16 protein-coding genes are annotated in these 23986 nt (G+C 67.6%); 8 read left to right on the top strand and 8 right to left on the bottom strand.

Going from position 1 to position 23986, the window contains the following annotated elements:
* Positions 1–6: 6 nt before the first annotated feature.
* From MFF21_RS06075 to cpdR, 3 genes are all read right to left on the bottom strand, one after another.
* Positions 7–849: a carbon-nitrogen hydrolase family protein gene (locus MFF21_RS06075; protein ID WP_238310320.1), complete on the bottom strand. Its 843-nt coding sequence runs from the start codon at positions 847–849 to the stop codon at positions 7–9.
* Positions 849–1106, bottom strand: a complete 258-nt coding sequence (gene grxC, locus MFF21_RS06070) for a glutaredoxin 3 (protein ID WP_238310319.1) — start codon at positions 1104–1106, stop codon at positions 849–851. Before grxC ends, MFF21_RS06075 begins: the two co-directional genes overlap by 1 nt.
* Before the next feature lie 99 nt (positions 1107–1205).
* Positions 1206–1562, bottom strand: coding sequence for a cell cycle two-component system response regulator CpdR (gene cpdR / locus MFF21_RS06065; protein ID WP_232631607.1), 357 nt, complete (start codon positions 1560–1562; stop codon positions 1206–1208).
* A gap of 181 nt (positions 1563–1743) precedes the next feature.
* Between cpdR and MFF21_RS06060 the strand changes: the two genes are divergently transcribed.
* Positions 1744–2634, top strand: coding sequence for an N-formylglutamate amidohydrolase (locus MFF21_RS06060; RefSeq protein ID WP_238310318.1), 891 nt, complete (start codon positions 1744–1746; stop codon positions 2632–2634).
* 260 nt (positions 2635–2894) lie between these two features.
* Here the strand turns inward: MFF21_RS06060 and galU are convergent, their stop codons facing one another.
* Positions 2895–3761: a UTP--glucose-1-phosphate uridylyltransferase GalU gene (galU, locus tag MFF21_RS06055; protein ID WP_238310317.1), complete on the bottom strand. Its 867-nt coding sequence runs from the start codon at positions 3759–3761 to the stop codon at positions 2895–2897.
* Positions 3762–4137: 376 nt separating this feature from the next.
* Here galU and galE point away from each other — a divergent pair, with 376 nt between their 5' ends.
* From galE to MFF21_RS06040, 3 genes are all read left to right on the top strand, one after another.
* Positions 4138–5130 (top strand): UDP-glucose 4-epimerase GalE, encoded by a 993-nt coding sequence (gene galE / locus MFF21_RS06050; protein ID WP_238310316.1) that lies wholly within the window; start codon positions 4138–4140, stop codon positions 5128–5130.
* On the top strand, positions 5127–6305 hold the full coding sequence (locus tag MFF21_RS06045; RefSeq protein WP_373324938.1) for a lytic murein transglycosylase: 1179 nt from the start codon (positions 5127–5129) through the stop codon (positions 6303–6305). Before galE ends, MFF21_RS06045 begins: the two co-directional genes overlap by 4 nt.
* 107 nt (positions 6306–6412) lie before the next feature.
* Complete coding sequence (locus tag MFF21_RS06040) at positions 6413–7852, top strand: SGNH/GDSL hydrolase family protein (protein WP_373324950.1); 1440 nt, start codon at positions 6413–6415, stop codon at positions 7850–7852.
* A 79-nt stretch (positions 7853–7931) separates the two neighbouring features.
* Here MFF21_RS06040 and MFF21_RS06035 read toward each other — a convergent pair whose 3' ends face one another.
* Together MFF21_RS06035 and gltB are read right to left on the bottom strand one after the other, a co-directional pair.
* On the bottom strand, positions 7932–9365 hold the full coding sequence (locus MFF21_RS06035; protein WP_238310315.1) for a glutamate synthase subunit beta: 1434 nt from the start codon (positions 9363–9365) through the stop codon (positions 7932–7934).
* Between the two features lie 94 nt (positions 9366–9459).
* Positions 9460–14178 (bottom strand): glutamate synthase large subunit, encoded by a 4719-nt coding sequence (gltB, locus tag MFF21_RS06030; RefSeq protein WP_238310314.1) that lies wholly within the window; start codon positions 14176–14178, stop codon positions 9460–9462.
* A 596-nt stretch (positions 14179–14774) separates the two neighbouring features.
* Between gltB and MFF21_RS06025 the strand changes: the two genes are divergently transcribed.
* The 3 genes from MFF21_RS06025 to MFF21_RS06015 all read left to right on the top strand — a co-directional run bounded on the left by MFF21_RS06025 (position 14775) and on the right by MFF21_RS06015 (position 18163).
* Positions 14775–15722, top strand: a complete 948-nt coding sequence (locus tag MFF21_RS06025) for a hypothetical protein (protein WP_238310313.1) — start codon at positions 14775–14777, stop codon at positions 15720–15722.
* A gap of 243 nt (positions 15723–15965) precedes the next feature.
* Complete coding sequence (locus tag MFF21_RS06020; RefSeq protein WP_238310312.1) at positions 15966–16664, top strand: response regulator transcription factor; 699 nt, start codon at positions 15966–15968, stop codon at positions 16662–16664.
* A 71-nt stretch (positions 16665–16735) separates the two neighbouring features.
* A complete protein-coding gene (locus tag MFF21_RS06015; RefSeq protein WP_238310515.1) occupies positions 16736–18163 on the top strand; it encodes a sensor histidine kinase in 1428 nt (475 codons plus the stop codon).
* 304 nt (positions 18164–18467) lie between these two features.
* On the opposite strand, the gene MFF21_RS06010 is transcribed toward MFF21_RS06015, so the two are convergent.
* Positions 18468–20018 (bottom strand): anti-phage protein, encoded by a 1551-nt coding sequence (locus MFF21_RS06010; RefSeq protein ID WP_238310311.1) that lies wholly within the window; start codon positions 20016–20018, stop codon positions 18468–18470.
* Between the two features lie 273 nt (positions 20019–20291).
* Positions 20292–20828 carry a sugar O-acetyltransferase gene (locus MFF21_RS06005; RefSeq protein ID WP_238310514.1) on the bottom strand — a complete coding sequence of 179 codons (537 nt, stop codon included), beginning with the start codon at positions 20826–20828 and terminating at the stop codon, positions 20292–20294.
* 147 nt (positions 20829–20975) lie between these two features.
* Here MFF21_RS06005 and MFF21_RS06000 point away from each other — a divergent pair, with 147 nt between their 5' ends.
* Positions 20976–23906 carry a bifunctional [glutamine synthetase] adenylyltransferase/[glutamine synthetase]-adenylyl-L-tyrosine phosphorylase gene (locus tag MFF21_RS06000; protein WP_238310310.1) on the top strand — a complete coding sequence of 977 codons (2931 nt, stop codon included), beginning with the start codon at positions 20976–20978 and terminating at the stop codon, positions 23904–23906.
* Positions 23907–23986 lie beyond the last annotated feature (80 nt).

Below are 23986 nucleotides of genomic sequence, written 5' to 3'. Positions count from 1 at the left end.
TTGCGATCAGGCCTTCCGGATCCGGAAGGGCTTGGCGTGAACGAGCGTGGGAATGCGGCGCCGGGCCTCCTCGACGAGCGCGAGGTCGATCTCGGCCAGGATGAGCGCCGGGGCCGGCGTCTCCGCCTCGGCGAGGATGCGGCCCCAGGGATCGACGATCAGCGAATGGCCGAAGGTGTCGCGGCCATCCTCGTGCCGGCCGGCCTGGGCGGCGGAGATCATGAAGGAGCCGGTCTCGATCGCCCGCGCCCGCTGCAGCACGTGCCAATGCGCCTCGCCGGTCTGCTTCGTGAAGGCGGCCGGGGCGGTGAGCACCTGCGCCCCCGCTTCGGCCAGCCCGCGATAGAGCGCCGGAAAGCGGATGTCGTAGCAGATGCTGAGGCCGAGGGTGGCGAAGGGGAGTTCCACCACCACCGCGCAATCGCCGCCGGTATAGGTCGCCGATTCCCGCCAGCTCTCGCCGTTGGGCAGGTCGACGTCGTAGAGGTGGAGCTTGTCGTAGGAGGCGCGGATCGCCCCGGTCCCGTCGATCAGGAAGGCGCGGTTGGCGATGCGCTCGCCGTTGCGGATCGCCAGCGAGCCGACATGGACGACAATGCCCGCCTCCCGCGCGACCGCCCGCAGGGCGGCCAGGGTCTCGTCCTCGTCCTGCGTGCGTACGTGGGAGAACAGGCGCTCCCGGTCCCGCTCGACCAGCGAGGTGGTCTCCGGCGTCTGCACGTAATGCGCGCCGCGCCGCGCCGCCTCGCGCACGGCGGCGATGGCCGCCTCGCGGTTGGCGGCCGGATCGCGGCCCGCCTGCATCTGGGCGCAGGCGGCGACGAAGCGGGTGGGGGCAGGGGCGGCCATCAGGCGGCGAGCAGCGGGTCGAGCCGGCCCGCGCGGTCGAGGGCGTAGAGATCGTCGCAGCCGCCGACATGGGTGTCGCCGACGAAGATCTGCGGCACGCTGGTGCGACCGCCGGCCCGCTGGACCATGGCCGCCCGGGCGCCGACGGTCTTCTCGACGTCGATCTCCGTGAAGGCGACGTTCTTCTCGCGCAGCAGGCTCTTGGCCGCCGAGCAATAGGGGCACCAGGCCGTCGTGTAGATCGTGACCGGCTGCATCGTCCGCGCTTTGGCAGGAATGAGAAAAGGCCCTTCCGATATAGGGAAGAGCCTCGTTCCTTCCTACTGCGGCCATCGCACGGCCGCCATCCCGGCTGCTCAGGCGGCGAGCAGTTTCTCGACCTCGTTGACGAGCTCGCGCAGATGGAACGGCTTGGAGAGGACCTTGGCGTCCTTCGGAGCCTTCGAATCCGGGTTCAGCGCCACGGCGGCGAAGCCGGTGATGAACATCACCTTGATGTCGGGATCGAGCTCGGTGGCCCGGCGGGCCAGCTCGATGCCGTCCATCTCCGGCATCACGATGTCCGTCAGGAGCAGCTCGAAGGGCTCCTCGCGCAGGCGGTTATAGGCCGAGAGTCCGTTGTCGAAGGACAGGACATCGTAGCCGGCATTCTGCAGCGCCTTCGCGAGGAAGCGCCGCATGTCGTTGTCGTCTTCGGCGAGGAGGATCTTCATCGGTCGGCTTCCTAGGCCAGGAACCTGCTTCGTTCATTCCATAAAGCGTTCGTATGGTAAACAAGGTCTTAAATCGCGCCCGTGCCGCCACGTGCGCACTGGCACGGTGGACAGAGCGTTGCCGGCACCCCACAGTGGGGGGATGTTTCCTGTCGCCCGCTTCCCGCGGTAACGCGCGCCGATGATCGACACGCAGCCTGCCGACGCCTTCGACCCGCCCTTCGCCATCGACGAGCCTGAGGCGCATACGCTGCCGTTCGTGTTCAACACGCCGCATTCGGGCGCGGTCTACCCCCCGGACTTCCTCGCCGCCTCGCGGCTCGACGCGCTGGCCCTGCGCCGCTCCGAGGACGCCCATGTCGACCGGCTCTTCGCCCCCGTGGTCGCCCTCGGCGCGCCGCTGATGCGGGCGAACTTCCCCCGGGCCTATCTCGACGTGAACCGGGAGCCCTACGAGCTCGACCCGCGCATGTTCCACGGGCGGCTGCCGCCCTTCGCCAACACCCGCTCGATGCGCGTCGCGGGCGGGCTCGGCACGGTGCCGCGCATCGTCGCCGACGGGCAGGAGATCTACCGGGAGCGGTTGCCGGTGGAGGAGGCGGTGCAGCGCATCGAGCAACTCTACAAGCCGTATCACCGCACCCTGCGCGGGCTGATCCAGCGCACGGTCCGCCAGTTCGGCCGGGCGATCCTGATCGATTGCCACTCGATGCCCTCCTCGAGCCTCGGGCGGGACGAGAGCGCCAATGCCGACTTCGTCCTCGGCGACCGTTTCGGCACGGCCTGCTCCGAAGCCCTCACCCAGGGCTTCGAGGCCCAGCTCAGGGCCCGAGGGTATAAGGTCGTGAGAAACAAGCCCTACGCCGGAGGCTTCATCACCGAGCACTACGGCGAACCCAACCTAAACCGCCACACTCTTCAGATCGAAATCAATCGCGCTCTGTATATGAACGAGAGTAGTCTTGCGATGACTTGCGGTTTCGACACGTTGCGGCAGACGCTCACGGATGTCGTGGCCGCCGTTGCGGCCGAGGTCGTCGATGCGCCGCCCCATCGCATCGCGGCGGAATGAAGCCTCCACGACCGTGAGGGCGGTCCGGGCCTGTGGGCAATAAAAAAGGCCGTCCCGAAGGACGGCCCGAAGTCTAGGGAGGAAACGCCCAAGAAGGGCTGCAGGGCCGCGACGCCATCGCGACCTTGCAATGCACAAGATACAGTGCACCGCACAAAAAGCAAGAGCGAGAAGAGCGTCTTGTCATGAGGCGGCCGCATGGCTTGCGCGCGCGGGTCGCAAGCCATGCAGCGCGAGCGGGGATTCGGGTCGGACTTGGCTCAGCCCTCTCCGAGAAGCTGCCGGATCTCCTGACGGAGGGCGTCGGACAGCTCCTCCCGCTGCAGGCCGTAAGCGATGTTGGCGGTGAGGAAGCCGATCTTCGAGCCGGTGTCGTAGGTGCGGCCGTCGTAGCGCATGCCGTAGAACTTCTGGGTCTCCGCGAGCCGCTTCATCGCATCGGTCAGCTGGATCTCGCCGCCGGCGCCCTTCTCGCCCTTCTCCAGGATCGAGAAGACCTCGGGCTGGAGGATGTAGCGGCCGGAGATGATGAAGTTCGAAGGGGCGGTGCCCTGCTTCGGCTTCTCCACCATGCCGGTGATCTCGAAGGTCTGGCCGAAGGTCTCGCCGACGCTGACGATGCCGTATTGGTGGGTTTCCTCCGGCTTCACCTCCTCGACGGCGATGATGTTGCCGCCGTGCTTCTCGTAGGCCGCGAGCATCTGGCCCATGCAGCCGCGGCTGAGCATGTCGGGCAGCAGGACCGCGAAGGGCTCATCGCCGACGATCTCGCGGGCGCACCAGACGGCATGGCCGAGTCCCAGCGGTGCCTGCTGGCGGGTGAAGCTGGTCTGGCCGGCCTTGGGAAGATCCTTCTTCAGCTCTTCGTAGGCTGCGGTCTTGCCGCGCTCCCGAAGCGTGTGGTCGAGCTCGAACGCAATGTCGAAATGGTCCTCGATCACCGCCTTGCCGCGGCCGGTGACGAAAATGAAGTGCTCGATGCCGGCTTCCCGCGCCTCGTCCACGACATGCTGGACGACGGGCCTGTCGACGACCGTCAACATCTCCTTCGGTACGGCCTTGGTGGCGGGCAGGAAGCGTGTGCCCAGGCCCGCAACGGGAAGGACGGCCTTGCGAATCGGTTTCATGAATCGAGACCCGTATGTGGCGTTCGGCGGGAAGAGCCCGTAACGAGTGCGTTACATAGCGCGACGCTCCGGTGCATGCAGCGCCCGAAGTGGTGAAACTTGGCCATTCCGCAGCTTAATCGGACCTGAAGCCTGTCGGGTCGGGGCTGGTCCTGCTCCGGTTGCAATCGACCGGGACTTCAAGGCGTCGCCCCGTCGCCCTCTCGCCCTTCGAACCGGTCTCTCCTGCCGCGTCGCACGCGCGGAAGCCCGTCTCGCGAATGAAGACTGGACCAGCGGAGGCGGGTGGGCGAAACGAGATCTCAGGTGAGCTGGGCTGACGCGACCGGCACCGCTAAAGACCCGCGTTCGCGGTTCCATAAGAAGGGCAGGGGCGATGGCTGTTCTGGTGACGGGCGGAGCCGGCTATATCGGCAGCCACATGGTGCTGGCGCTGATCGACGCAGGCCACGACGAGGTCGTGGTGATCGACGATCTCTCGACCGGATTCGACTGGGCGCTCCCGCCTGAGGTGAAGCTCGTCGTCGGCGACGTGGCCGACCAGGCCCTCGTGACGGAGACGATCCTCCAGCATCGCGTGGATGCGATCGCGCATTTCGCGGCCAAGATCGTGGTGCCGGATTCCGTGTCGGATCCCCTCGGCTACTATCTCGCCAACACGGTGAAGACCCGCGCGCTGATCGAGACCGCGGTGCGCACCGGGGTGAAGCACTTCATCTTCTCGTCCACGGCGGCCGTCTATGGCGAACCCGAAGTGGTGCCGGTGCCCGAGAACCTGACGACGAACCCGATCAATCCTTATGGCCGTTCGAAGCTGATGAGCGAGTGGATGCTGGCCGACGCGGCCAAAGCCCACGGCTTCAGCTACGTGGTGCTGCGCTACTTCAACGTGGCGGGCGCGGATCCGCGGGGGCGCAGCGGCCAATCCACCCCGAACGCGACGCATCTCATCAAGGTCGCGACGCAGGCCGCCCTCGGCCGGCGTACGCATCTCGATGTCTACGGAACCGATTATCCGACCCGGGACGGCTCCTGCCTGCGGGACTACATCCAGGTCTCTGACCTCGCCGATGCGCATCTCGTGGCGCTGAACCACCTGCGCCAGGGCGGCGAGAGCCTGACCCTGAATTGCGGCTACGGGCGCGGCTATTCGGTTCTCGAAGTGATCGAGGTGGTCAAGCGCGTCTCGGGGCGCGATTTCGAGGTGCGGCTGTCTCCGCGTCGCCCCGGCGACCCGGCTCAGATCGTCGCGCAGGCCGACCGGATCCGGAACGACCTCGGCTGGAACCCGCAGCACGACGATCTCGATCGGATCGTCGAGCAGGCGCTCGCCTGGGAAGACGCGCTCGCCAAGCGAAATCTCCGTTGAGGCTGTTGTCGCGGGCTCTGGTTGCCCTGCTGTTCCTCGCGAGCGGCTCCCTGGCCGAGGCGGAAAGCTTTTCCACCTTCGTCGCGGGCCTGCGCAGCGAGGCCCGCGATCGTGGCATCTCGGACGCGACGTTCGAGGCGGCCTTCCGGGGCATCACCGCGCCCGATCCGGACATCCTCGCCCGCACGAAGAAACAGGGCGAGTTCAGCCGCCCGGTCTGGGAGTATCTCGTCGGCGCGGTTTCCCCGGGCCGGATCGCGAAGGGGTGGGCGCAGGCCGCCCGTCTCGCCTCCACGCTTCAGGCGATCGAGGCGAAGACGGGGGTGCCGCGCTGGATGGTGCTCGCCTTCTGGGGCATCGAATCCGACTTCGGCGCCAGCGCCGGCCGCGTCCCGACCCTCCGCGCGCTGTCGAGCCTCGCCTATGCCCGTCACCGCGGCAGCCTGTTCCGGGGGGAATTGCTCGCCGCGCTCGCCATCCTCCAGCAGGGCGATATCGAGCCGGAACGGATGGTCGGTTCCTGGGCGGGCGCCATGGGGCAGGTGCAGTTCCTGCCCTCCGTCTTCCTCAAGGAGGCGGTCGATTTCGACGGCGACGGGCATCGCGACATCTGGCGCTCCGACGCCGACGCGCTCGCCTCCATCGCGCATTATCTCCAGTCTCTCGGCTGGAACCCGGCTCTGTCCTGGGGCTACGAAGTGCGGCTTCCGGCCGGCTTCGACCTGGCGCGCTACCGGGGGGCGCTGACTGATTTCGCGCAGCGCGGCGTCACCCGGACCGATGGCAAGCCCATGCCGAAGGCGGGGGAGGGGAGCCTGTTCCTGCCCGGGGGGCTCGGCGGCCCGGTCTTCCTGATCACCGACAATTTCGAGGTCGTCCGCGGCTACAACACGAGCGACGCCTATGCGCTCGCGGTCGGCCATCTCGCGGACCGGCTGGCCGGCGCCCCCGTCCTCGCCGCCCCCTGGCCGAAGGGCGAGGCCCGTCTCGAGACGGCGGGGCTGCGCCAGCTCCAGGCGGCGCTTGCCGGGCAAGGGCTCTCTGCAGGCGAGCAGGATGGCCGCGCGGGGCCGCGCCTGCGCGAGGCGGTGCGGCAATATCAGATCCGCGAAGGGCTCCCGGCCGACGGCTATGCCAGCCCGGCGCTCCTCGCTCGTCTCCAGGCAAGGCCGTGACCCGGCAGAAGGGCGGGGCACGGGCGGCCGGCCGACTTTAGACGGATCGGAAATGGTCGGCTAAGATGACAGCCCTCCGCCAACCGCGACCGGGCAAGCCCAACGGTATGCGCATCAAGCCGTTTTCTCGCTGGACCTTGGCTGTGAGCCTGCTCGGCTCCGCTCTCGCCAGCATCCTGGTTGCGGCCCTCATGCTGCTGGTGAGTCCCGCCGGGCCGGCTCGGGCGCAATGGGGCGACGCCTACGACGCGCCGAGGGGCGACCCCTACTACGCCCCGCCCCGGCGCCGCCTGCGCGACCGTTATCAGGACGATGGCTACGGCTATGGCGGACGCGCGACCGCCCGCCGCTACGCTCCGCCTCCCCAGGAGGCGCCCCGGCAATTCTACTGGCCCTGGGAGGACCGCCCGCAACAGGCTCAGCCCCCCGCCGCGCGGCCGCCGAGTTCCGCGGAGCCGGGTCGGGCCTCTCGGCCGCGCCCGTCGCCCCCCAGCGCGCGGACCAGCCGCAAGCGCTCCGTGCCGCCCGCGCCGTCCGTCGCCGCCCCGAAGCCGGCGGAGCCCAAGACCGCACCGACGACGCAGGTCGCCGTCTTCGGAGACTCGCTGGCCTCCTACCTGCGGCGCGGCCTCGACGAGGCCTTTTCCGACAATCCCAATGTCGCCATCGTCGATCGCTCCCGCGGCGATAGCGGGCTCGTGCGCAAGGACGTCGTCGACTGGCCGAAAGCCGCCGAGGACTGGCTCAAGGCCAATTCCGGAAGCAGCTACGCCCTGGTCATGGTCGGCGTGAACGACCGGCAGCCGATCCGCGAGGGGGATCAGAGCTACGATCCCCTCTCGGACAAGTGGCGGGAGATCTACGGCGCCCGGGTCGATGCGCTGATCAAGGCCTTCACCGACCGCAAGGTGCCTCTCATCTGGGTCGGCCTGCCGCCGGTGCGCAGCGAGTCGCTCACCACCGATTTCACCGCGATCAACGACCTCGTGCGCGAGCGCGTGCAGAAGGCCGGGCAGAGCTTCGTCGAGATCTGGCAGGGCTTCGTCGACGAACGGAACCGCTATGTCGCCAGCGGTCCCGACGTCGACGGACAGGAGGCGCGCCTGCGGACCTCGGACGGCGTTCACTTCACCAGTGCCGGCGCGCGCAAGGTGGCGCATTTCGCCGATGTGGAACTGAAGCGGATCATGGGCGCCAACGGCACGCTAACGCCGGAGCAGGCCGCGCCGGTCGCGGCCGTGCCCGGGACATCCGCCCCCGCGAGCACGGGCGTCAGCCTCGACGACACCTCGGCGCTGGACCGCAAGATCACGGCGATGCTGCCGCCTCTGCCGGAGCCGCCGGGCATTCCGAGCCTCCCGGTGAAGCCGACCGCGGGGCCGGTGGTGCCGCTCGGCCGGGTCGAGACCTCGCCCGGGGGCCTCCTGATCACCGGCCGCCCGCGGGAGGGAGATGCCACCGGGACCGTCGAGCGCAGCCTTCAGCGCGGCGCCGCCCCGATGCCGCAGCCCGGCCGCGCCGACGATTTCAAGTGGCCGCCGAGCTGACGGGCCAAAAGGAAACGCCCGACCGCATGGCGATCGGGCGTCGTTCCTTCGTCCTCCGCGCCTCCGCGGAGGCTTCGGCTCAGCGCGGCAGCAGGCTCGCGCCCATCAGGCTCTCGTCGATCGAGCGGGCGGCCTGACGGCCCTCGCGGATCGCCCAGACCACCAGGGACTGGCCGCGGCGCATGTCGCCCGCCGCGAAGATCTTCGGATGCGAGGTCCGGTAATCCTCGGTGTTGGCGAGCACGTTGTTGCGCTTGTCGAGGGCCACGCCGGATTCCTCCAGGAGGCCCTTGGTGACCGAGCCGGCGAAGCCGATCGCCATGAAGACGAGGTCGGCCGGCAGGGTGAACTCCGAGCCTTCGATCGGCTTGCGCTTCTCGTCCACGCGGGCGCAGACGACGCCGGTGAGCTGCCCCTTGCGGTTGCCCTCGAGCCGCAGGGTCGCGGCCTGGAACTCGCGCTCGGCGCCCTCGGCCTGGCTCGAGGAGGTGCGCATCTTGGTCGGCCAGTACGGCCACACCGTCAGCTTGTCCTCCTGCTCCGGCGGACGCGGGCGGATGTCGAGCTGCGTGACCGAGAGCGCGCCCTGGCGGAAGGCGGTGCCGACGCAGTCGGAGGCCGTGTCGCCGCCGCCGATGACGACGACGTTCTTGCCCGCCGCGATGATCGGCAGCTCGCCGTTGCCCGGCATCGGCTCGGCGCCGACGCGCCGGTTCGACTGCACGAGGTAGGGCATGGCGTAATGCACGCCGTCGAGATCCTGACCCGGCAATTGCGGGTTGCGGGGATCCTCGGCGCCGCCGCAGAACAGCACGGCATCGAACTCCGCGGTCAGCTCCTCGACGGTTTTGTTCACGCCGACATTAACCTTGTAGTGGAAGACCACGCCCTCGGCTTCCATCTGCTTCACGCGCCGGTCGATGTGGCGCTTCTCCATCTTGAAGTCCGGGATGCCGTAGCGGAGCAGGCCGCCGGCCTTGGGCTCGCGCTCGAACACATGCACGTCATGGCCGACCCGGGCGAGCTGCTGGGCCGCGGCCATGCCGGCGGGACCGGAGCCCACCACGGCGACGCGCTTGCCGGTACGGGTGTTGGACGGCTCGGGCTTCACCCAGCCCATGTTCCAGGCCCGGTCCGCGATCGCCTGCTCGATGGTCTTGATCGCCACCGGCTGGTTCTCGAGGTTGAGCGTGCAGGCCTCCTCGCAGGGCGCGGGGCAGACGCGGCCGGTGAATTCGGGGAAGTTGTTCGTCGAGTGGAGGTTGCGGGCGGCCTCCTCCCAGTCGGACTGGTAGACGAGGTCGTTCCAGTCCGGGATCTGGTTGTGGACCGGGCAGCCGGTCGGCCCGTGGCAGAACGGGATGCCGCAATCCATGCAGCGCGCCGCCTGCTTTTTCAGGTCGTACTCGTCGAGGGGCAGGGTGAACTCGCGGAAGTGCCGCACGCGGTCCGCCGCGAGCTGGTACTTCTGCTCCTGCCGGTCGAATTCGAGGAAACCCGTGACCTTGCCCATCGATCAGCCCTTCGCCGCGGATCCTCGGGATCGCGCGCTCCGCCCTATCCGTTCCTGACATGCGGCGGCCGGCACGGAGCCGGCCGCCCTCATCTCACTCCGCCGCCACCGGCATGCGGGCCATTTCCATCTCGCGCAGCGCCCGGCGGTACTCGACGGGCATCACCTTGACGAACTTGGTGCGGTAGCTCGCCCAGTCGTCGAGGATCTTCTTCGCCCGCGGCGAGCCGGTGTACTTGAGATGGTTGGTGATGAGCTGCGTGAGCCGCTCCTCGTCGTGGCCCGACATGTCCGCGAGGATGTCGACCCGGCCCTTCGTCTCCAGGTCGCCGTCCTGGTGGAAGCGACGCATGATGTCGTCCTCCTCCTCCACGGGCTCCAGATCGACCATCGAGAGGTTGCAGCGCTCGCGGAAGGTGCCGTCCTCGTCGAGCACATAGGCGATGCCGCCCGACATGCCCGCCGCGAAGTTGCGCCCGGTCTCGCCGATCGAGACGACGACGCCGCCGGTCATGTACTCGCAGCCATGGTCGCCCATGCCCTCGACCACCGTGATCGCGCCGGAATTGCGCACGGCGAAGCGCTCGCCCGCGGAGCCGCGGATGTAGCACTCGCCGGCGATCGCCCCGTAGAGCACGGTGTTGCCGGCCATGATCGTCCGCGTCGCCGAGGCCTTCAGCGCCTCGCTTGGGCGGATGATCAGCTTGCCGCCCGACAGGCCCTTGCCGATGTAGTCGTTGCCGTGGCCCGAGAGCTCGATGGTCACGCCGGCGGCGACCCAGGCGCCGAAGCTCTGGCCCGCGGTGCCGGAGAGCTTCACGACGATGGTGTCGTCGGGCAGGCCGTCATGGCCATGCGCCTTCGCCACCATGCCGGAGAGCATCGCCCCCGCCGCGCGGTCGGAGTTCTTGATCACGTCCTCGACCACCACCGGCTCGCCGGTCTCGATCGCGTGCTTGGCCTTCTCGATGAGACGGCGGTCGAGCACGGTGTCGATCGGGTGCTTCTGCGACTCGACGTGACGGATCGCGACCTCCGGCCCGACATCGGGACGGTGGAACAGCTTCGTGAAGTCGAGGCCGCGCGCCTTCCAGTGGTCGATCGCCTCGCGCTTGTCGAGGAGATCGGAGCGGCCGATCAGGTCCTCGAGCTTGGTGAAGCCCATCGCCGCCATCATCTCCCGCAGCTCTTCGGCCACGAAGAAGAAGTAGTTGATGACGTGCTCCGGCGTGCCCTTGAAGCGCTTGCGCAGCACCGGATCCTGCGTGGCGACGCCCACGGGGCAGGTGTTCAGGTGGCACTTGCGCATCATGATGCAGCCGGCCGCGATCAGGGGCGCGGTCGAGAAGCCGATCTGGTCGGCGCCGAGCAGCACCGCAATCATCACGTCCTTGCCGGTGCGGATGCCGCCATCGGCCTGGAGCGCCACGCGGCCGCGCAGGCCGTTGATGACGAGCGTCTGCTGGGTCTCGGCGAGGCCGGTCTCCCAGGGGCCGCCGGCATGCTTGATCGAGGTGAGCGGGGCCGCGCCGGTGCCGCCGTCGAAGCCCGAGATCGTGATGTGGTCCGCGCGCGCCTTGGCGACGCCCGCCGCCACCGTGCCGACACCGACCTCGGAGACGAGCTTCACCGAGATGTCCGCTGCCGGATTCACGTTCTTCAGGTCGAAGATCAGCTGGGCGAGATCCTCGATCGAGTAGATGTCGTGGTGGGGCGGCGGCGAGATCAGACCGACGCCCGGGGTGGCGTAGCGGACCTTGGCGATCTTGGCGTCGACCTTGTGACCGGGCAGCTGGCCGCCCTCGCCGGGCTTGGCACCCTGCGCCACCTTGATCTGGATCATGTCGCCGTTGACGAGATACTCGGTGGTGACGCCGAAGCGGCCGGACGCCACCTGCTTGATCGCGGAACGGCGCGAGCGGCCGTCCGGCAGCGGCTTGAAGCGGCGCGGCTCCTCGCCGCCCTCGCCCGAGTTCGAGCGGCCGCCGAACGAGTTCATGGCGATCGCCAGGGTCTCGTGCGCCTCCTTGGAGATCGAGCCGTAGGACATCGCGCCGGTCGCGAAGCGCTTCACGATCTCGGAGGCCGGCTCCACCTCCGCGATGTCGACCGGCTGGCGGCCGAGCTCCTCCGCGGTCCTGATGCGGAACAGGCCGCGCAGGGTCTTGAGGTGGTTCTCCTGCTCGTTCACGAGCTTGGCGTACTCGCGGTAGCGCTCGGCCGCGCCGAGGCGCACCGCGTGCTGCAGCGTCGCCACCGTGTCCGGGGTCCAGGTGTGGGTCTCGCCGCGCAGGCGATAGGCGTATTCGCCGCCGACATCGAGGGCGTTGCGATAGACCGGCGCGTCGCCGAAGGCGTCGCGATGGCGCATCGCGGTCTCCTGGGCGACCTCGGCCATGCCGATGCCTTCGATGGTGGTGGCGGTGCCGAAGAAGTCCCGCTCGACGAACTCGGAATTGAGGCCGATCGCGTCGAAGATCTGCGCGCCGCAATAGGACTGGTAGGTCGAGATGCCCATCTTGGACATGACCTTGAGCAGGCCCTTATCGATCGACTTGATGTAGCGGTAGACGATCTCGTCGTCGGTCAGGTCCGGCGGGAACTCGTCCTTCATCGCGATCAGCGTCTCGAAGGCGAGGTACGGGTTCACCGCCTCGGCGCCGTAGCCGGCGAGGCAGGCGAAGTGATGCACCTCGCGCGGCTCGCCCGACTCGACCACGAGGCCGACCGAGGTGCGAAGGCCCTTGCGGATCAGGTAGTTGTGCACGGCCGCGGTGGCGAGCAGGGCCGGAATCGGGATCCGGTCCGGTCCGACCGCCCGGTCGGACAGGATGATGATGTTGTAGCCGCCGCGCACCGCGACCTCGGCCCGGTCGCAGAGGCGATCGAGCGCGCCCTCCATCGCCGCCGCGCCGGTCTCGGCGGGGAAGGTGATGTCGAGGGTCTTGGTGTCGAAGCGGTCCTCGAAATGTGAGATCGAGCGGATCTTCTCGAGATCCCCGTTCGTCAGGATCGGCTGACGGACCTCGAGCCGCTTGCGGCGGGAGGCGCCTTCCATGTCGAGCAGGTTCGGCCGCGGCCCGATGAACGAGACGAGGCTCATCACGGCCTCCTCGCGGATCGGGTCGATCGGCGGGTTGGTGACCTGCGCGAAGTTCTGCTTGAAGTAGCTGTAGAGCGGCTTCGGCTTGTCCGAGAGCGGGGCGAGCGGCGTGTCGGAGCCCATGGAGCCGACCGCCTCCTGGCCGGTCACGGCCATGGGCGCCATCAGCAGCTTCAGGTCTTCCTGGGTGTAGCCGAAGGCCTGCTGGCGATCGAGCAGGGACACGTCGGTGCGCGAGGCCCGCGGCTGGATCGGATGCAGGTCCTCCAGCACGATCTGGGTGTTCTTCACCCACTCGGCATAGGGATGCGCGCCGGCCAGCTCGCCCTTGATCTCCTCGTCGGAGACGATGCGGCCCTTCTGCAGGTCGATCAGCAGCATGCGGCCCGGCTGCAGGCGCCAGGATTGCACGATCTTCTCGTCCGGGATCGGCAGCACGCCCATCTCGGAGGCGAGCACGACCAGGCCGTCGTCGGTGACGAGGTAGCGGGCCGGGCGCAGGCCGTTGCGGTCGAGGGTGGCGCCGATCTGGCGGCCATCGGTGAAGGCGACCGCGGCCGGGCCGTCCCACGGCTCCATCAGGGCGGCGTGATACTCGTAGAAGGCGCGCCGCTCCTCGCTCATCAGCGGGTTGCCGGCCCAGGCCTCCGGGATGAGCATCATCATCGCATGGGCGAGCGAGTAGCCGCCGGCCACGAGGAACTCGAGGGCGTTGTCGAAGCAGGCGGTGTCGGACTGGCCCTCGTAGGAGATCGGCCAGATCTTCGAGATGTCGTTGCCGAACAGCTCGGAATCGACGCTGGCCTGCCGGGCCTTCATCCAGTTCACGTTGCCGCGCAGCGTGTTGATCTCGCCGTTATGCGCGACCATCCGGTAGGGGTGCGACAGGCGCCAGGTCGGGAAGGTATTGGTGGCGAAGCGCTGGTGCACCAGCGCGATGGCCGAGACGAAGCGCTCGTCCTTGAGGTCGAGATAGTAGTGGCCAAGCTGGTGCACGAGCACCATGCCCTTGTAGACCACGGTCCGGGTCGACACGGAGACCGGATAGAACTCCATCAGCCGCTCGTCGCCATGGCCGTAGACCTTGGACGAGATCACCTTGCGGGCGATGTAGACGCGCCGCTCGAAGGTGTCCTGGTCGGTGATGGTGGCCGGGCAGCCGATGAAGACCTGGCGGTGATGCGGCTCGGTCTCCTTCACGGCGGCGCCGAGGTCGCTCGAATCGACCGGCACGTCGCGCCAGCCGATGAGGGGCAGGCCCTCCTCGGCGAGCGAGGTCTCGACGATCTCCTCGATGATGCGGCGGGCATCCTCGGCCTTCGGCATGAAGAACTGGCCGATGGCGTACTGGCCGTGGGGCGGCAGCTCGAAGCCGAGGCGCGAGCATTCCTCCGCGAAGAAGACATGCGGGATCTGGACGAGAATGCCGCAGCCGTCGCCCATGGTCGGATCCGCGCCCACCGCGCCGCGATGGTCGAGATTCTCGAGGATCTTCAGGCCCTGCTGGACGATGGCGTGGCTACGCCGGTCGTGCATGTCGGCGATGAAGCCGACGCCGCAGGCATCGCGCTCGCGCGCGGGATCGTAGCTGCCTTCCGCCTTCGGCAGCGCCGGGTCGCGCACGATCAGCGGCTTGTCGCCGGCGCGCGAGGGAATGTTCACGTCGTCAGAGCGGGTGTTTGCAGACACAGACAGTTCCAAGGCGTTCATGCCCGATGAATCCATGCGCATCGCCGTCACATCTCCGTCCCGACCCGAAGGCGAGCATGTTTTGTGCCCGAACGGAAGCGACGTTCGGACACCGCGGTTAGTTTGCGTCGGGTCGTGGCGGGATCTCTTCGGCTTCGAGAAGCGCCCGCAACCCGCGGGCGTGGCGCAGGCTCGCTCAGCCCGCGCTCGCCCGGATCGCCGTGTCGGCGATCGGCTTGATAGCTCGTTTGGACGTCACGTCGATCACGCGAAACAGCCCCCAGCGCGCCCGAAGGCGGCTGCCACCGAAAAGGGACAGTGATACTGTCCTATAAATCGACGGTGCCAGATTTCAAGTATTCCAGCAAGTGCACCGACACCGCGCTCGACCCCGCTTTATGCAGGGCAGACGCGACGGCACGTCACGACCCGGCACGGGGCGCCGACCCGGGCGAGGGCCGGTTCTCGAATCGCCCCGCATTCTCGCCCGAATTCTGAAGTTAACGACATCTTGCCAAGCACGGGGGCCTGCGGGGAACGATCTGCGCCCGGGCCGGGACAAGCCGCCTCAAGCGGCGCCCGGCCCAAGCCGCCCGGGCCGATCGACGAGAGGTCACATGGTTTCGCGCCGCACCTCGCATTTCCTCCGCGCCAGTCTTGCCGCTCTCGCGCTCAGCGTCGCCACCGGTGCGGCGATGGCGCAGGGCTACGGGCGCACCTTCGAGTTCGAGGAGGCCGAGCCGCTGATGTCGCCGCGGGCGGTGGCCTTCCGCCTGTTCGACCGGGGCTTCACCGAGATCGGACGGCCGCGCTTCGACGGGGCGGCCTATGTCGTGGACGCGACGAACCCGGCCGGGGCCCGCGTCCGGCTGATCGTGGATCCGCGCAGCGGGGCGGTGCTGGGGCGCGAACGCCTTGATATTCCTTACTTTCCGGGCGCCCGCCCGCCGCGCGCCGCCGGCTTCGGCTGGACCGAGGAGGAGCCGCGGCCGCGCCGGGTCTACCGGGAGGCGGAGAGGCTGGTGCCGCCCGCCGACATCCCGGATGCGGGGCCGCCGGGCATCCGCCCGCAGCGGCCGGGCCTGAGCGCGACGCCGCCCGGGCCGGCCGAGGCCGCGCCGTTCGGGCTGAACCCGGATGCCCGGGGCCGGGCCGATTCGGGGCGGCGCAGCGCCAAGCTCGCCCCTGTGCAGAAGCCCGCCGCGCCCCGGGCGACGCCCGCTGCGCCGGCGCCGAAACTCGAGACGCCGCAAGGGATTGACCGGGATTCCGCCAAGGCCGGCGAGCCTCCTAGGCCCGCCCCCGCCGAGGCGGCCAAGCCCGCGGCGCCGGAGGGGAAGGAGCCGGCCAGGGAGGCCGCCCACAGCGCGCCGCCGACGCCGGCCGCGGTGCAGCCCCCGTCCCCCGGAACGGCGGTCGACGCGAAGCCGGCCGAGGCGAAAACCCCTGATACCAAAGCGGCTTGGCAGGATCCGCCGGCCGGCGAGAAGAAGGTCCGCGTCATCGGCGGCGCCACCATCGTGCCCGGTGGCGGGGGCGAGGCGGCCCCCGCCGGCCCGAACTGAGGCGCCGGGGCGGATGACCGATTCGTCATCCGCCGGCGACCCTCCGGTAAGGCCCGCGGGACCAGCCTGACGCCGCTCGAGGCTTCGAAGCCTCGGCCCTTCGGCCGCGAAGCCGAAGGCCGAGGGCTTCGAGGCCGGCTTCGTCGGCCCCCGCGAGGTTCCATGCCGGCTCCCTCGGATGTCCCCATTCCGGGCGCATCGGCGCATTTCCAGCCGCGTCCCGGCGGATTATGCCGTGAGCCGATGCGGCTCTTGATCATCGAGGACGACCGGGACGCGGTCGCCTATCTCGCCAAGGCGTTCCGGGAGGAGGGGCACGTCGCCGACCAGGCGACGGACGGCCTCGACGGCTACGCGCTCGCCCGCGAGGGCGATTACGACGTGCTGATCGTCGACCGGATGCTGCCCAAGCTCGACGGGCTGTCGCTGATCCGCTCCCTGCGCGAGCAGGGGGTGACGACGCCGGTGCTGATTCTCTCCGCGCTCGGCCAGGTCGACGACCGGGTGAAGGGCCTGCGGGCCGGGGGCGACGATTACCTGCCCAAGCCCTATGCCTTCTCCGAGCTGCTCGCCCGCACGGAGGTGCTGGCCCGGCGCCGGGCCGGCCCGGTGGGCGGGGCCGAGCCCACGGCGTACAAGGTCGGCACCCTGGAGCTCGACCGCCTGTCCCACCGGGTCACCCGGGCGGGCCGGGAGATCGTGCTGCAGCCCCGGGAATTCCGCCTGCTCGAATACCTGATGCGCCATGCCGGGCAGGTCGTCACCCGCACGATGCTGCTCGAGCATGTCTGGGACTACCATTTCGATCCGCAGACCAACGTGATCGACGTCCATGTCTCGCGCCTGCGCGCCAAGATCGACAAGGGGTTCGACCAGCCGATCCTGCACACGGTCCGCGGCGCCGGCTACATGGTCCGGCCCGATCCGGCGGGCGGGGCGTGAGGGCGGTGTCGCCGGGCGCGGGGGACGACGCCTCCGGCCGCGCGCCGGCCCCGCCGGCCCCGCGCCTGCCCATGGCCCTGCTGCGCGACGCGCCCCCCGGGCGGGAAGGCCTGCCGGCCCGGCTCGGCAAGCTGTTCCGCACCACGGCGTTCAAGCTCTCCCTCGCCTATCTGGTGCTGTTCGCGGTCTCGGTGACCCTGGCGCTCGGCTACGTCGCCTGGAACGCCCGCCGGGTGCTCGACGACCAGATCGTCTCGACCATCGAGGCCGAGATCAACGGCCTGTCCGAGCAATACACCCAAGGGGGGCTGCGCCGGCTCATCGCCGTGGTGGAGCGGCGCGCCAAGGAGCCCGGAGCCTCGCTCTACCTCGTCACCACCCCGGCCGGGGAGCATGTGGTCGGCAACGTCTCCCGGGTGCCCCTGGGGCTGCTCGATGCGCCGGGCCAGTTCGAGGGCCCCTATGGCCGCGGCAGCGAGGGGGAGGAGGGCGCCGAGCACCGGGCGATCATGCGGGTCTACACGCTGGCCGGCGGCTTCCGTCTGCTGGTCGGCCGCGACACCGCCGAGCGCGACCGCCTGCGCGAGGTCATCGGCAACACCTTCGGCTCCTCGCTCGCCCTGGTGCTGGTGATCGGCGTGGTCGGCGGCTGGTTCGTGGCGGGCCGGGTGCTCAAGCGCGTGGACGACATGACCGAGACCACCCGCACCATCATGGCGGGGGATCTCGACGGCCGCCTGAAGGTGGCGGGCACCGGCGACGAGCTCGACCGCCTCGCCCAGAACCTCAACCTCATGCTGGAGCGCATCGGCGAGCTGATGCGCGGCATGCAGGAGGTCTCCGACAACATCGCCCACGACCTGAAGACGCCGCTCACCCGCCTGCGCAACCGGGCCGACGAGGCCCTGCGCGGGGCCGGCAGCGCCGACGACCTGCGCGCGGCGATGGAAACGGTGATCGAGGAGAGCGACGGGCTGATCCGCGTGTTCAACGCGCTCCTCACCATCGCCCGGCTGGAGGCCGGCAGCGCGCCGGACCATTTCGCGGATTTCGATGCCGGGCGGGTCGCCGGGGAGGTGGCCGAGCTCTACGAGGCGCTCGCCGAGGAGAAGGGCCTCGCCCTGACGCTCGAAGCCGAGCCCGGCCTGATCATCCGCGGCAACCGCGAGCTGATCGGCCAGGCGCTGGCCAACCTCGCCGACAACGCCATCAAATACGGCGCCGGCGGCCCCGGCCCCCCGGTGATCGCCATGACGGCCGCCCGGGTGCCCGAGGGCGTGCGCCTCACCGTGGCCGATCACGGCCCCGGCATCCCCGAGGCCGAGCGCGCCCACGTGCTCGCCCGCTTCGTCCGCCTGGAAGCCGCCCGCACCAACCCCGGCTTCGGCCTCGGCCTCAGCCTCGTCAACGCCGTGGTGCGGCTGCACGGCGGGCGGTTGGATTTGGAGGACAATGGGCCGGGGTTGCGGGTCGTGGTGACGGTGCCGGGGATGGGGTGAGGTAGCTTGCTGCCCATCCGTGCAACAAGTTTTTCAAATATTTTGAATTATGGCCGACAGTATGAATAATTTTTTATCAAAATTCTGTATATTCATAAATTGTTGAATATAATTCACGGTTAAAGTAAGAATTAATTTCTGACTATATTTATAGTAAGTCACGCCACCTATCGTAGATTATTGCCAAAAATCATTTCGTTCCCACAATTGCTTAACTGAAAAATTTCCTAGCAATCCTCTATGCCAAGAAGTGCTTTATGATGGATTTCAATGTTTAAATTAGCATATTATTTGAATTTAAACATTAGAATTTTCTACAAATATGATCCAAAGTTGTGGCAGACTCTGCTTCAAAATTGCCTAAGCAGTCTGGGCAAGTTATGTCGCCTTCCTCTGCTATACGCAAAGCAGAACAATGCGGACAGATCATTAGAAATGCTCGCAATGCTTCCTCTAAGCTGGCGTCAGATTGCACAGCCATAGCAAGCCGGGGATCAACAATCCCGAAGAGATAGAGAGGGCGATTTCCCGCGTTGGGAACATCTCCAATCTTAGCTACAGCTCCAACCGAAGACCAGTTCTTTACTTTTGATCTGACAGCTTGCGTTGAAACCCTAAATACATCGCTTGCCAATGAACTGATTGTAAAAGTTAGTTCTCCAACTTTTTTCAATTCTCCGAAGGCCGTGCCATATAATTCTCTCGCCCGTTCGTTCGAAAAAGCTGAAATGCCGACCTTGACGGTCCTGTAATCAATTTTATCCCTAAAAGACCCTGATTTAGTATGCTCATCTACAATTTTTTTACAGATGCGTACCATGTCGCGCGGTGAGCCGTGTGCTAAATATGCTACCAGGGAGTGTATGTCATAAGGCGCGTCAGCGCTAATTAATTGATCAAATCGACTTATTTTCCCTTCGGAATATGTTTGAAGGCGCCTGCTTAAAACCTTCTGTAGATCTTGGACTGACCAATCTAGGGCGTATTCAAGTAATCTGTCCGGGCGACCTCCTGCATTTTGATATGCATCTTTAGTTTGATCCCAAAGAAAAAACTTAAAGGCAACTCCTTCCGTTTCTAATAACGGAAGATCTATTAATAAAGATTGTAAAAATTCAAAAGATTTATCTGCATCACTTGCTGTTATGGTGAGTTCGTCTACTCTATCGACGAGAATATACACTGAAGAAAATTGAAGCTTCAAGGCGATTTGGATCAAATTTTCAAACTGAAATTTTAAGGTGTCGTCGAAAGTTTGAGTGCCAGCGGGCGGATTCTCTAGCTTGCCAGCTCCAAAGTAGCCAGCTGCAACATTTGCTAGAGAGGCAACAATTCCGCCGTATTTGTTCCAGGCATCTACAGCCTTGTCGCCCATTGATTTAATTGAATTGAGTGTTTCTTTAAATTTTTCTGTGGTTATTTTTCCAAAATAAATCTTAGAAAGCGAAACAATAATTTTCTTATCTAGTTCTGTTACATTATTTGGAGCGTAGCCTAAATTATCAAGTTCAAGGACTATGGCAAGAAGTATTATACGATTTATGTTTGTTAAATGATAGTCAATGTTGGCGTCCGATGGCCGCTTTAGTCCATCCGACGGAAATTTATCGTATGTGATGCATAAAAACGACCTCGCTTCCGCGCTGCGCTTTTCAATCATAATTTTTTGGGCAGTCTTGCCTCCACCGCGTGGAGCAAACACAACGTTGCTCTTCGGCTTTCGCGGATCTCCAACCACTGCTGGGAAAAATGGTGGATCAACAAAATAACTCTCGATCAGTGGCTCATCTGCTGCATTTGTTGATGCAAAAGGATCCTCCGTAAATCCATGAGCAGAAAAAAATTCCTTTGACATCAAATTGCTCCACGGACTTGTAGCTGCACAGCATTGGAATTATGATAAATTGCTAGTAAAATCGGCGCCATATTGCAACTTATTTCCTGATGTTCGTTTTGTCTTATTGCATTCCTGACGTGTTATTTCTCAAAATATTTGAGTGTGTACTGCTGCGTTTGCGTTATCGAATAAAGTCAAACCAGATTTTTATGTTGTGTGATTTTGTGAAGCGATGCTAATCTATCTGAGCTTCGATCTGATTCCTATTCTAAGCCAAGATCAAAACTCAATTCAACTGGCACTGGTTCTGATCTGCGCCGGATTCCCCACCACCGTCGCGCCCGCGGGCACGTCGCGGGTCACCACGCTGCCGGCGCCGATGATGGCGTCGTCGCCGATGGTGACGCCGGGCAGGATCAGGGCGCCGGCGCCGATCCAGACATCGGCGCCGATGGTGATCGGGCGGCCGCATTCGAGCATCTGCCGGCGCAGGGCCGGGTCGCGGGGATGGTCGGCGGTGAGGATCTGCACCCCGGGGCCGATCTGCGTGCGGTCGCCGATCCGCACCGCGACCACGTCGAGGATGCAGCCGTTGAAATTCATGAACACGGCCTCGCCCAGGTGGATGTTGAAGCCGTAATCGCAGTGGAAGGGCGGGCGGATGTTGCAGCCCTTCCCGACGGAGCCGAACCGCTCCTCCAGCAGGCCCTGGCGCTCGGCCGGGTCCTGCGCCAGGGCCGCGTTGTAGCGGGCGAGCCAGGCCATGGTCCGGGCGGAATCGGCGGCGATCTCGGGATCGTCGGCGACATAGAGAGCGCCGGCGAGCATCTTCTGCTTCTGCGAACGGGTGTCCAACGGGCGCTCCTCCTCCGGTTCGGGCGGTAGATGGATCGGGCGGGCGGGGATGGCGAGGCCTCCCCTGGACCCCCCTCCCGAAACGCGCGATGACGGGCGCCAAGAAACGGGAGGAGCCGCATGAGCCGCGAGGCCGCCCTGCGCCGGCATCTGGGCGCCGCGCCGCCGCTGTCGGATCCGGGGCAGGCCGAGGCGCGCTTCGCCGAGATCGCGCCCGACCTGCCGGCCGCCCTGCGCAAGGGGGCGGCCAAGGACCTGCTCCTGGCGCTGGCCGACCATTCGCCCTTCCTGTGGGGGCTGTGCCTCCGCGACCCCGCCCGTCTCGCCCGGCTCCTCGACGCGGATCCCGAGGCGGCGGATGCGCGGATCGTGGCCGCCCAGGCGGCGGCGGGCCGGGCGGCGCCGGCGGGCGACCTCGACGCGGTCGGGCGGGCTCTGCGGGCGAACCGGGCCGAGCACGCGCTGCTCGTGGCGCTGGCTGATCTCGGCGGGCTCTGGCCGCAGGCGCGGGTGACCCGGGCGCTCTCCGATTTCGCCGATGCCTCGGTCCAGGCCGCCGCCGACGCCCTGCTGCGCCAGGCCGCCGCCGCCGGGCGCTTCCGGCCCCTCGATCCGGAGGCGCCGCAGGCGGGCTCGGGGCTCGTCGTGCTCGGGCTCGGCAAGCTCGGGGGGCGGGAGCTCAACTATTCGAGCGACATCGACCTGATCGTGTTCTTCGATCCCGAGGCCCGGCGCCTGAAGGAGGGGCTGGAGCCGACGCCGTTCTTCAGCCGCCTCGCCCAGGGCATGGCCAAGCTCCTGCAGGAGCGCACCGGCGAGGGCTATGTCCACCGGGTCGATTACCGGCTGCGGCCCGATCCCGGCTCGACCCCGACCGCGATGAGCCTCGCCTCGGCCTATGTCTATTACGAGACCACGGGCCAGAACTGGGAGCGCGCCGCCTTCATCAAGGCCCGGCCCGTCGCCGGGGACCGCGACGCGGGCGAGGCCTTCCTGAAGGAGCTGCGGCCCTTCGTCTGGCGCAAGTATTTCGACTTCGCGGCCATCGCCGACGTGCACGCCATGAAGCGGCAGATCCATGCCGTGCGCGGGCACGAGACCCTGGCGGTGGCCGGCCACGACATCAAGCTCGGGCGCGGGGGCATCCGCGAGATCGAGTTCTTCGTGCAGACGCAGCAGCTCGTCTTCGGGGGCCGGCGGCCGGAGCTGCGCGGGCGCTCCACCGTGGCGATGCTCGGCGCGCTGCACGCGGACGGCTGGATCTCCGCCGAGGCCCGGGACGAATTGCGCGCGGCCTACGACTTCCTGCGCACCATCGAGCACCGGCTGCAGATGCTGCGCGACGAGCAGACCCAGCGCCTGCCGATCGAGCCCGAGGCGCTGGAGGCCTTCGCCCGATTCTCGGGATTCGCCGACCGGGCCGGTTTCGAGGCGGCGCTGCTCGCCCATGCGGAGCGGGTGCAGGCGCATTACGCCCTGCTCTTCGAGGGGGGCGACGACCTCTCCTCGGAGCTCGGCAACCTCGTCTTCAGCGGGGCCGGGGACGATCCCGGCACGCTCGCCACCCTGCGCCATCTCGGCTTCCGGGCGGCGGAGACCGTGGCCGAGACCGTGCGCGGCTGGCATTTCGGGCGCCGGGCCGCCGTGCGCAGCCCGCGGGCGCGGGAGGTGCTGACCGAGCTGACCCCGGCCCTGCTCAAGGCGCTCGCCGGCACGCCCGACCCAGATGCGGCGCTCGCCGCCCTCGACCGCGCCTTCGGCCGCATGCCCGCGGCGGTGGAGCTGCTCACCATCCTGCGCGAGCACGAGCGGCTGCGGCTGCTCTTCGCCGACCTCCTCGGCAGCGCCCCGCGGCTCGCCGAGACCGTGGCCTTCAGCCCCCACGTGCTCGACGCGGTGATCGATCCGGGCTTCGTCGAGCCGGCCACCGACGCGGCGGAGATCGCGGCGCAGTACCGGGCGCTGCTCGGCCGGCCTGGGAGCTTCGAGGAGTTCCTGGACCGCAGCCGCGACGCCGCCCGCCAGCTCCGCTTCTCGGCGGGCGCCCGCCTGCTCTCCGGCATTCTGACGCCGGAAAGCGCCGGCCGGGCCCATGCCGCCATCGCCGACACGGCGGTGGCCACGGCCCTGGAGGCGGTCTCGGCGGCCTTCTTCGCCGAGCACGGCGCCGTGCCGAAGGGGCGGCTCGCCATCCTCGGCTATGGCCGCCTCGGCGCCCGCCAGCTCACGGCGGAATCCGACCTCGACCTCGTGGTGCTCTACGATTTCGACCCCGAGGACCGCATGAGCGCCGGCCCCCGGCCCCTCGATGCGGCGGTGGCCTATAACCGCCTGACCCAGCGCCTCGTGGCCGCGCTCACGGCGCCGACCCGGCGGGGCCGGCTCTACGAGATCGACCTGCGCCTGCGCCCCGGCGGCGGCCAGGGCTCGGTGGCGACCCAGTTCCGCGCCTTCCGGGCCTATCAGGAGGGCGAGGCGGAGCTGTGGGAGCACATGGCGCTCACCCGCGCCCGGGTGATCGCGGGCGATGCGGGCCTCGCCGCGGAGGCCGAGGCGGCGATCCGCGCGGCGCTCGCCCGCCCGCGGGAGGCAGCCGAGGTCGCCCGCGCGGTGCGGGGCATGCGCGCCCTCGTCGAGACGCAGAAGGGCGACAAGGGCCCCCTCGACCTCAAGATGGCCCCGGGCGGCCTGCTCGACCTCGACTTCCTGGCCCAGGCCCTGGTGCTCGCCCATGCGGCCCGGGACCCGGACCTGATCGGCCGCGACACCGGCGGCGTCCTCGCCCGCGCCGGGGAGACCGGCCTGCTCGACCGGGCGGAGGCGGAGCACCTCGTCGCCGCCCATCGCTGGCTCGACGGCATCCACCATTGGCAGCGCCTGATGGTGGAGGGCGACCCCGACACGGCCTCCCCCGTGGCGCTGGCGCGCCTCGCCCGTGCCGCCTCCCTGCCCGATGCCCGGGCGCTCACCGCCCAGATCGAGGCCGAGCGGCGCTTCGTGCGCGACGCCTTCGACCGGGCGCTCGGGCGCGGCGCCAAGCCTGTGCCGTGACGCGCGCCCCGCCGAACTCGGCGGTCGCGGGGCGGTTGTCCTCGGGAGGGCGGGCGCACGGTGCCGGCTGGAAGGCCTCT

Source organism: Methylobacterium organophilum, assembly GCF_022179465.1.
GTDB lineage: Bacteria > Pseudomonadota > Alphaproteobacteria > Rhizobiales > Beijerinckiaceae > Methylobacterium > Methylobacterium organophilum.
Note: the sequence above shows the minus strand (reverse complement) of the source record. Positions and strands in the feature narration are given on the sequence as shown.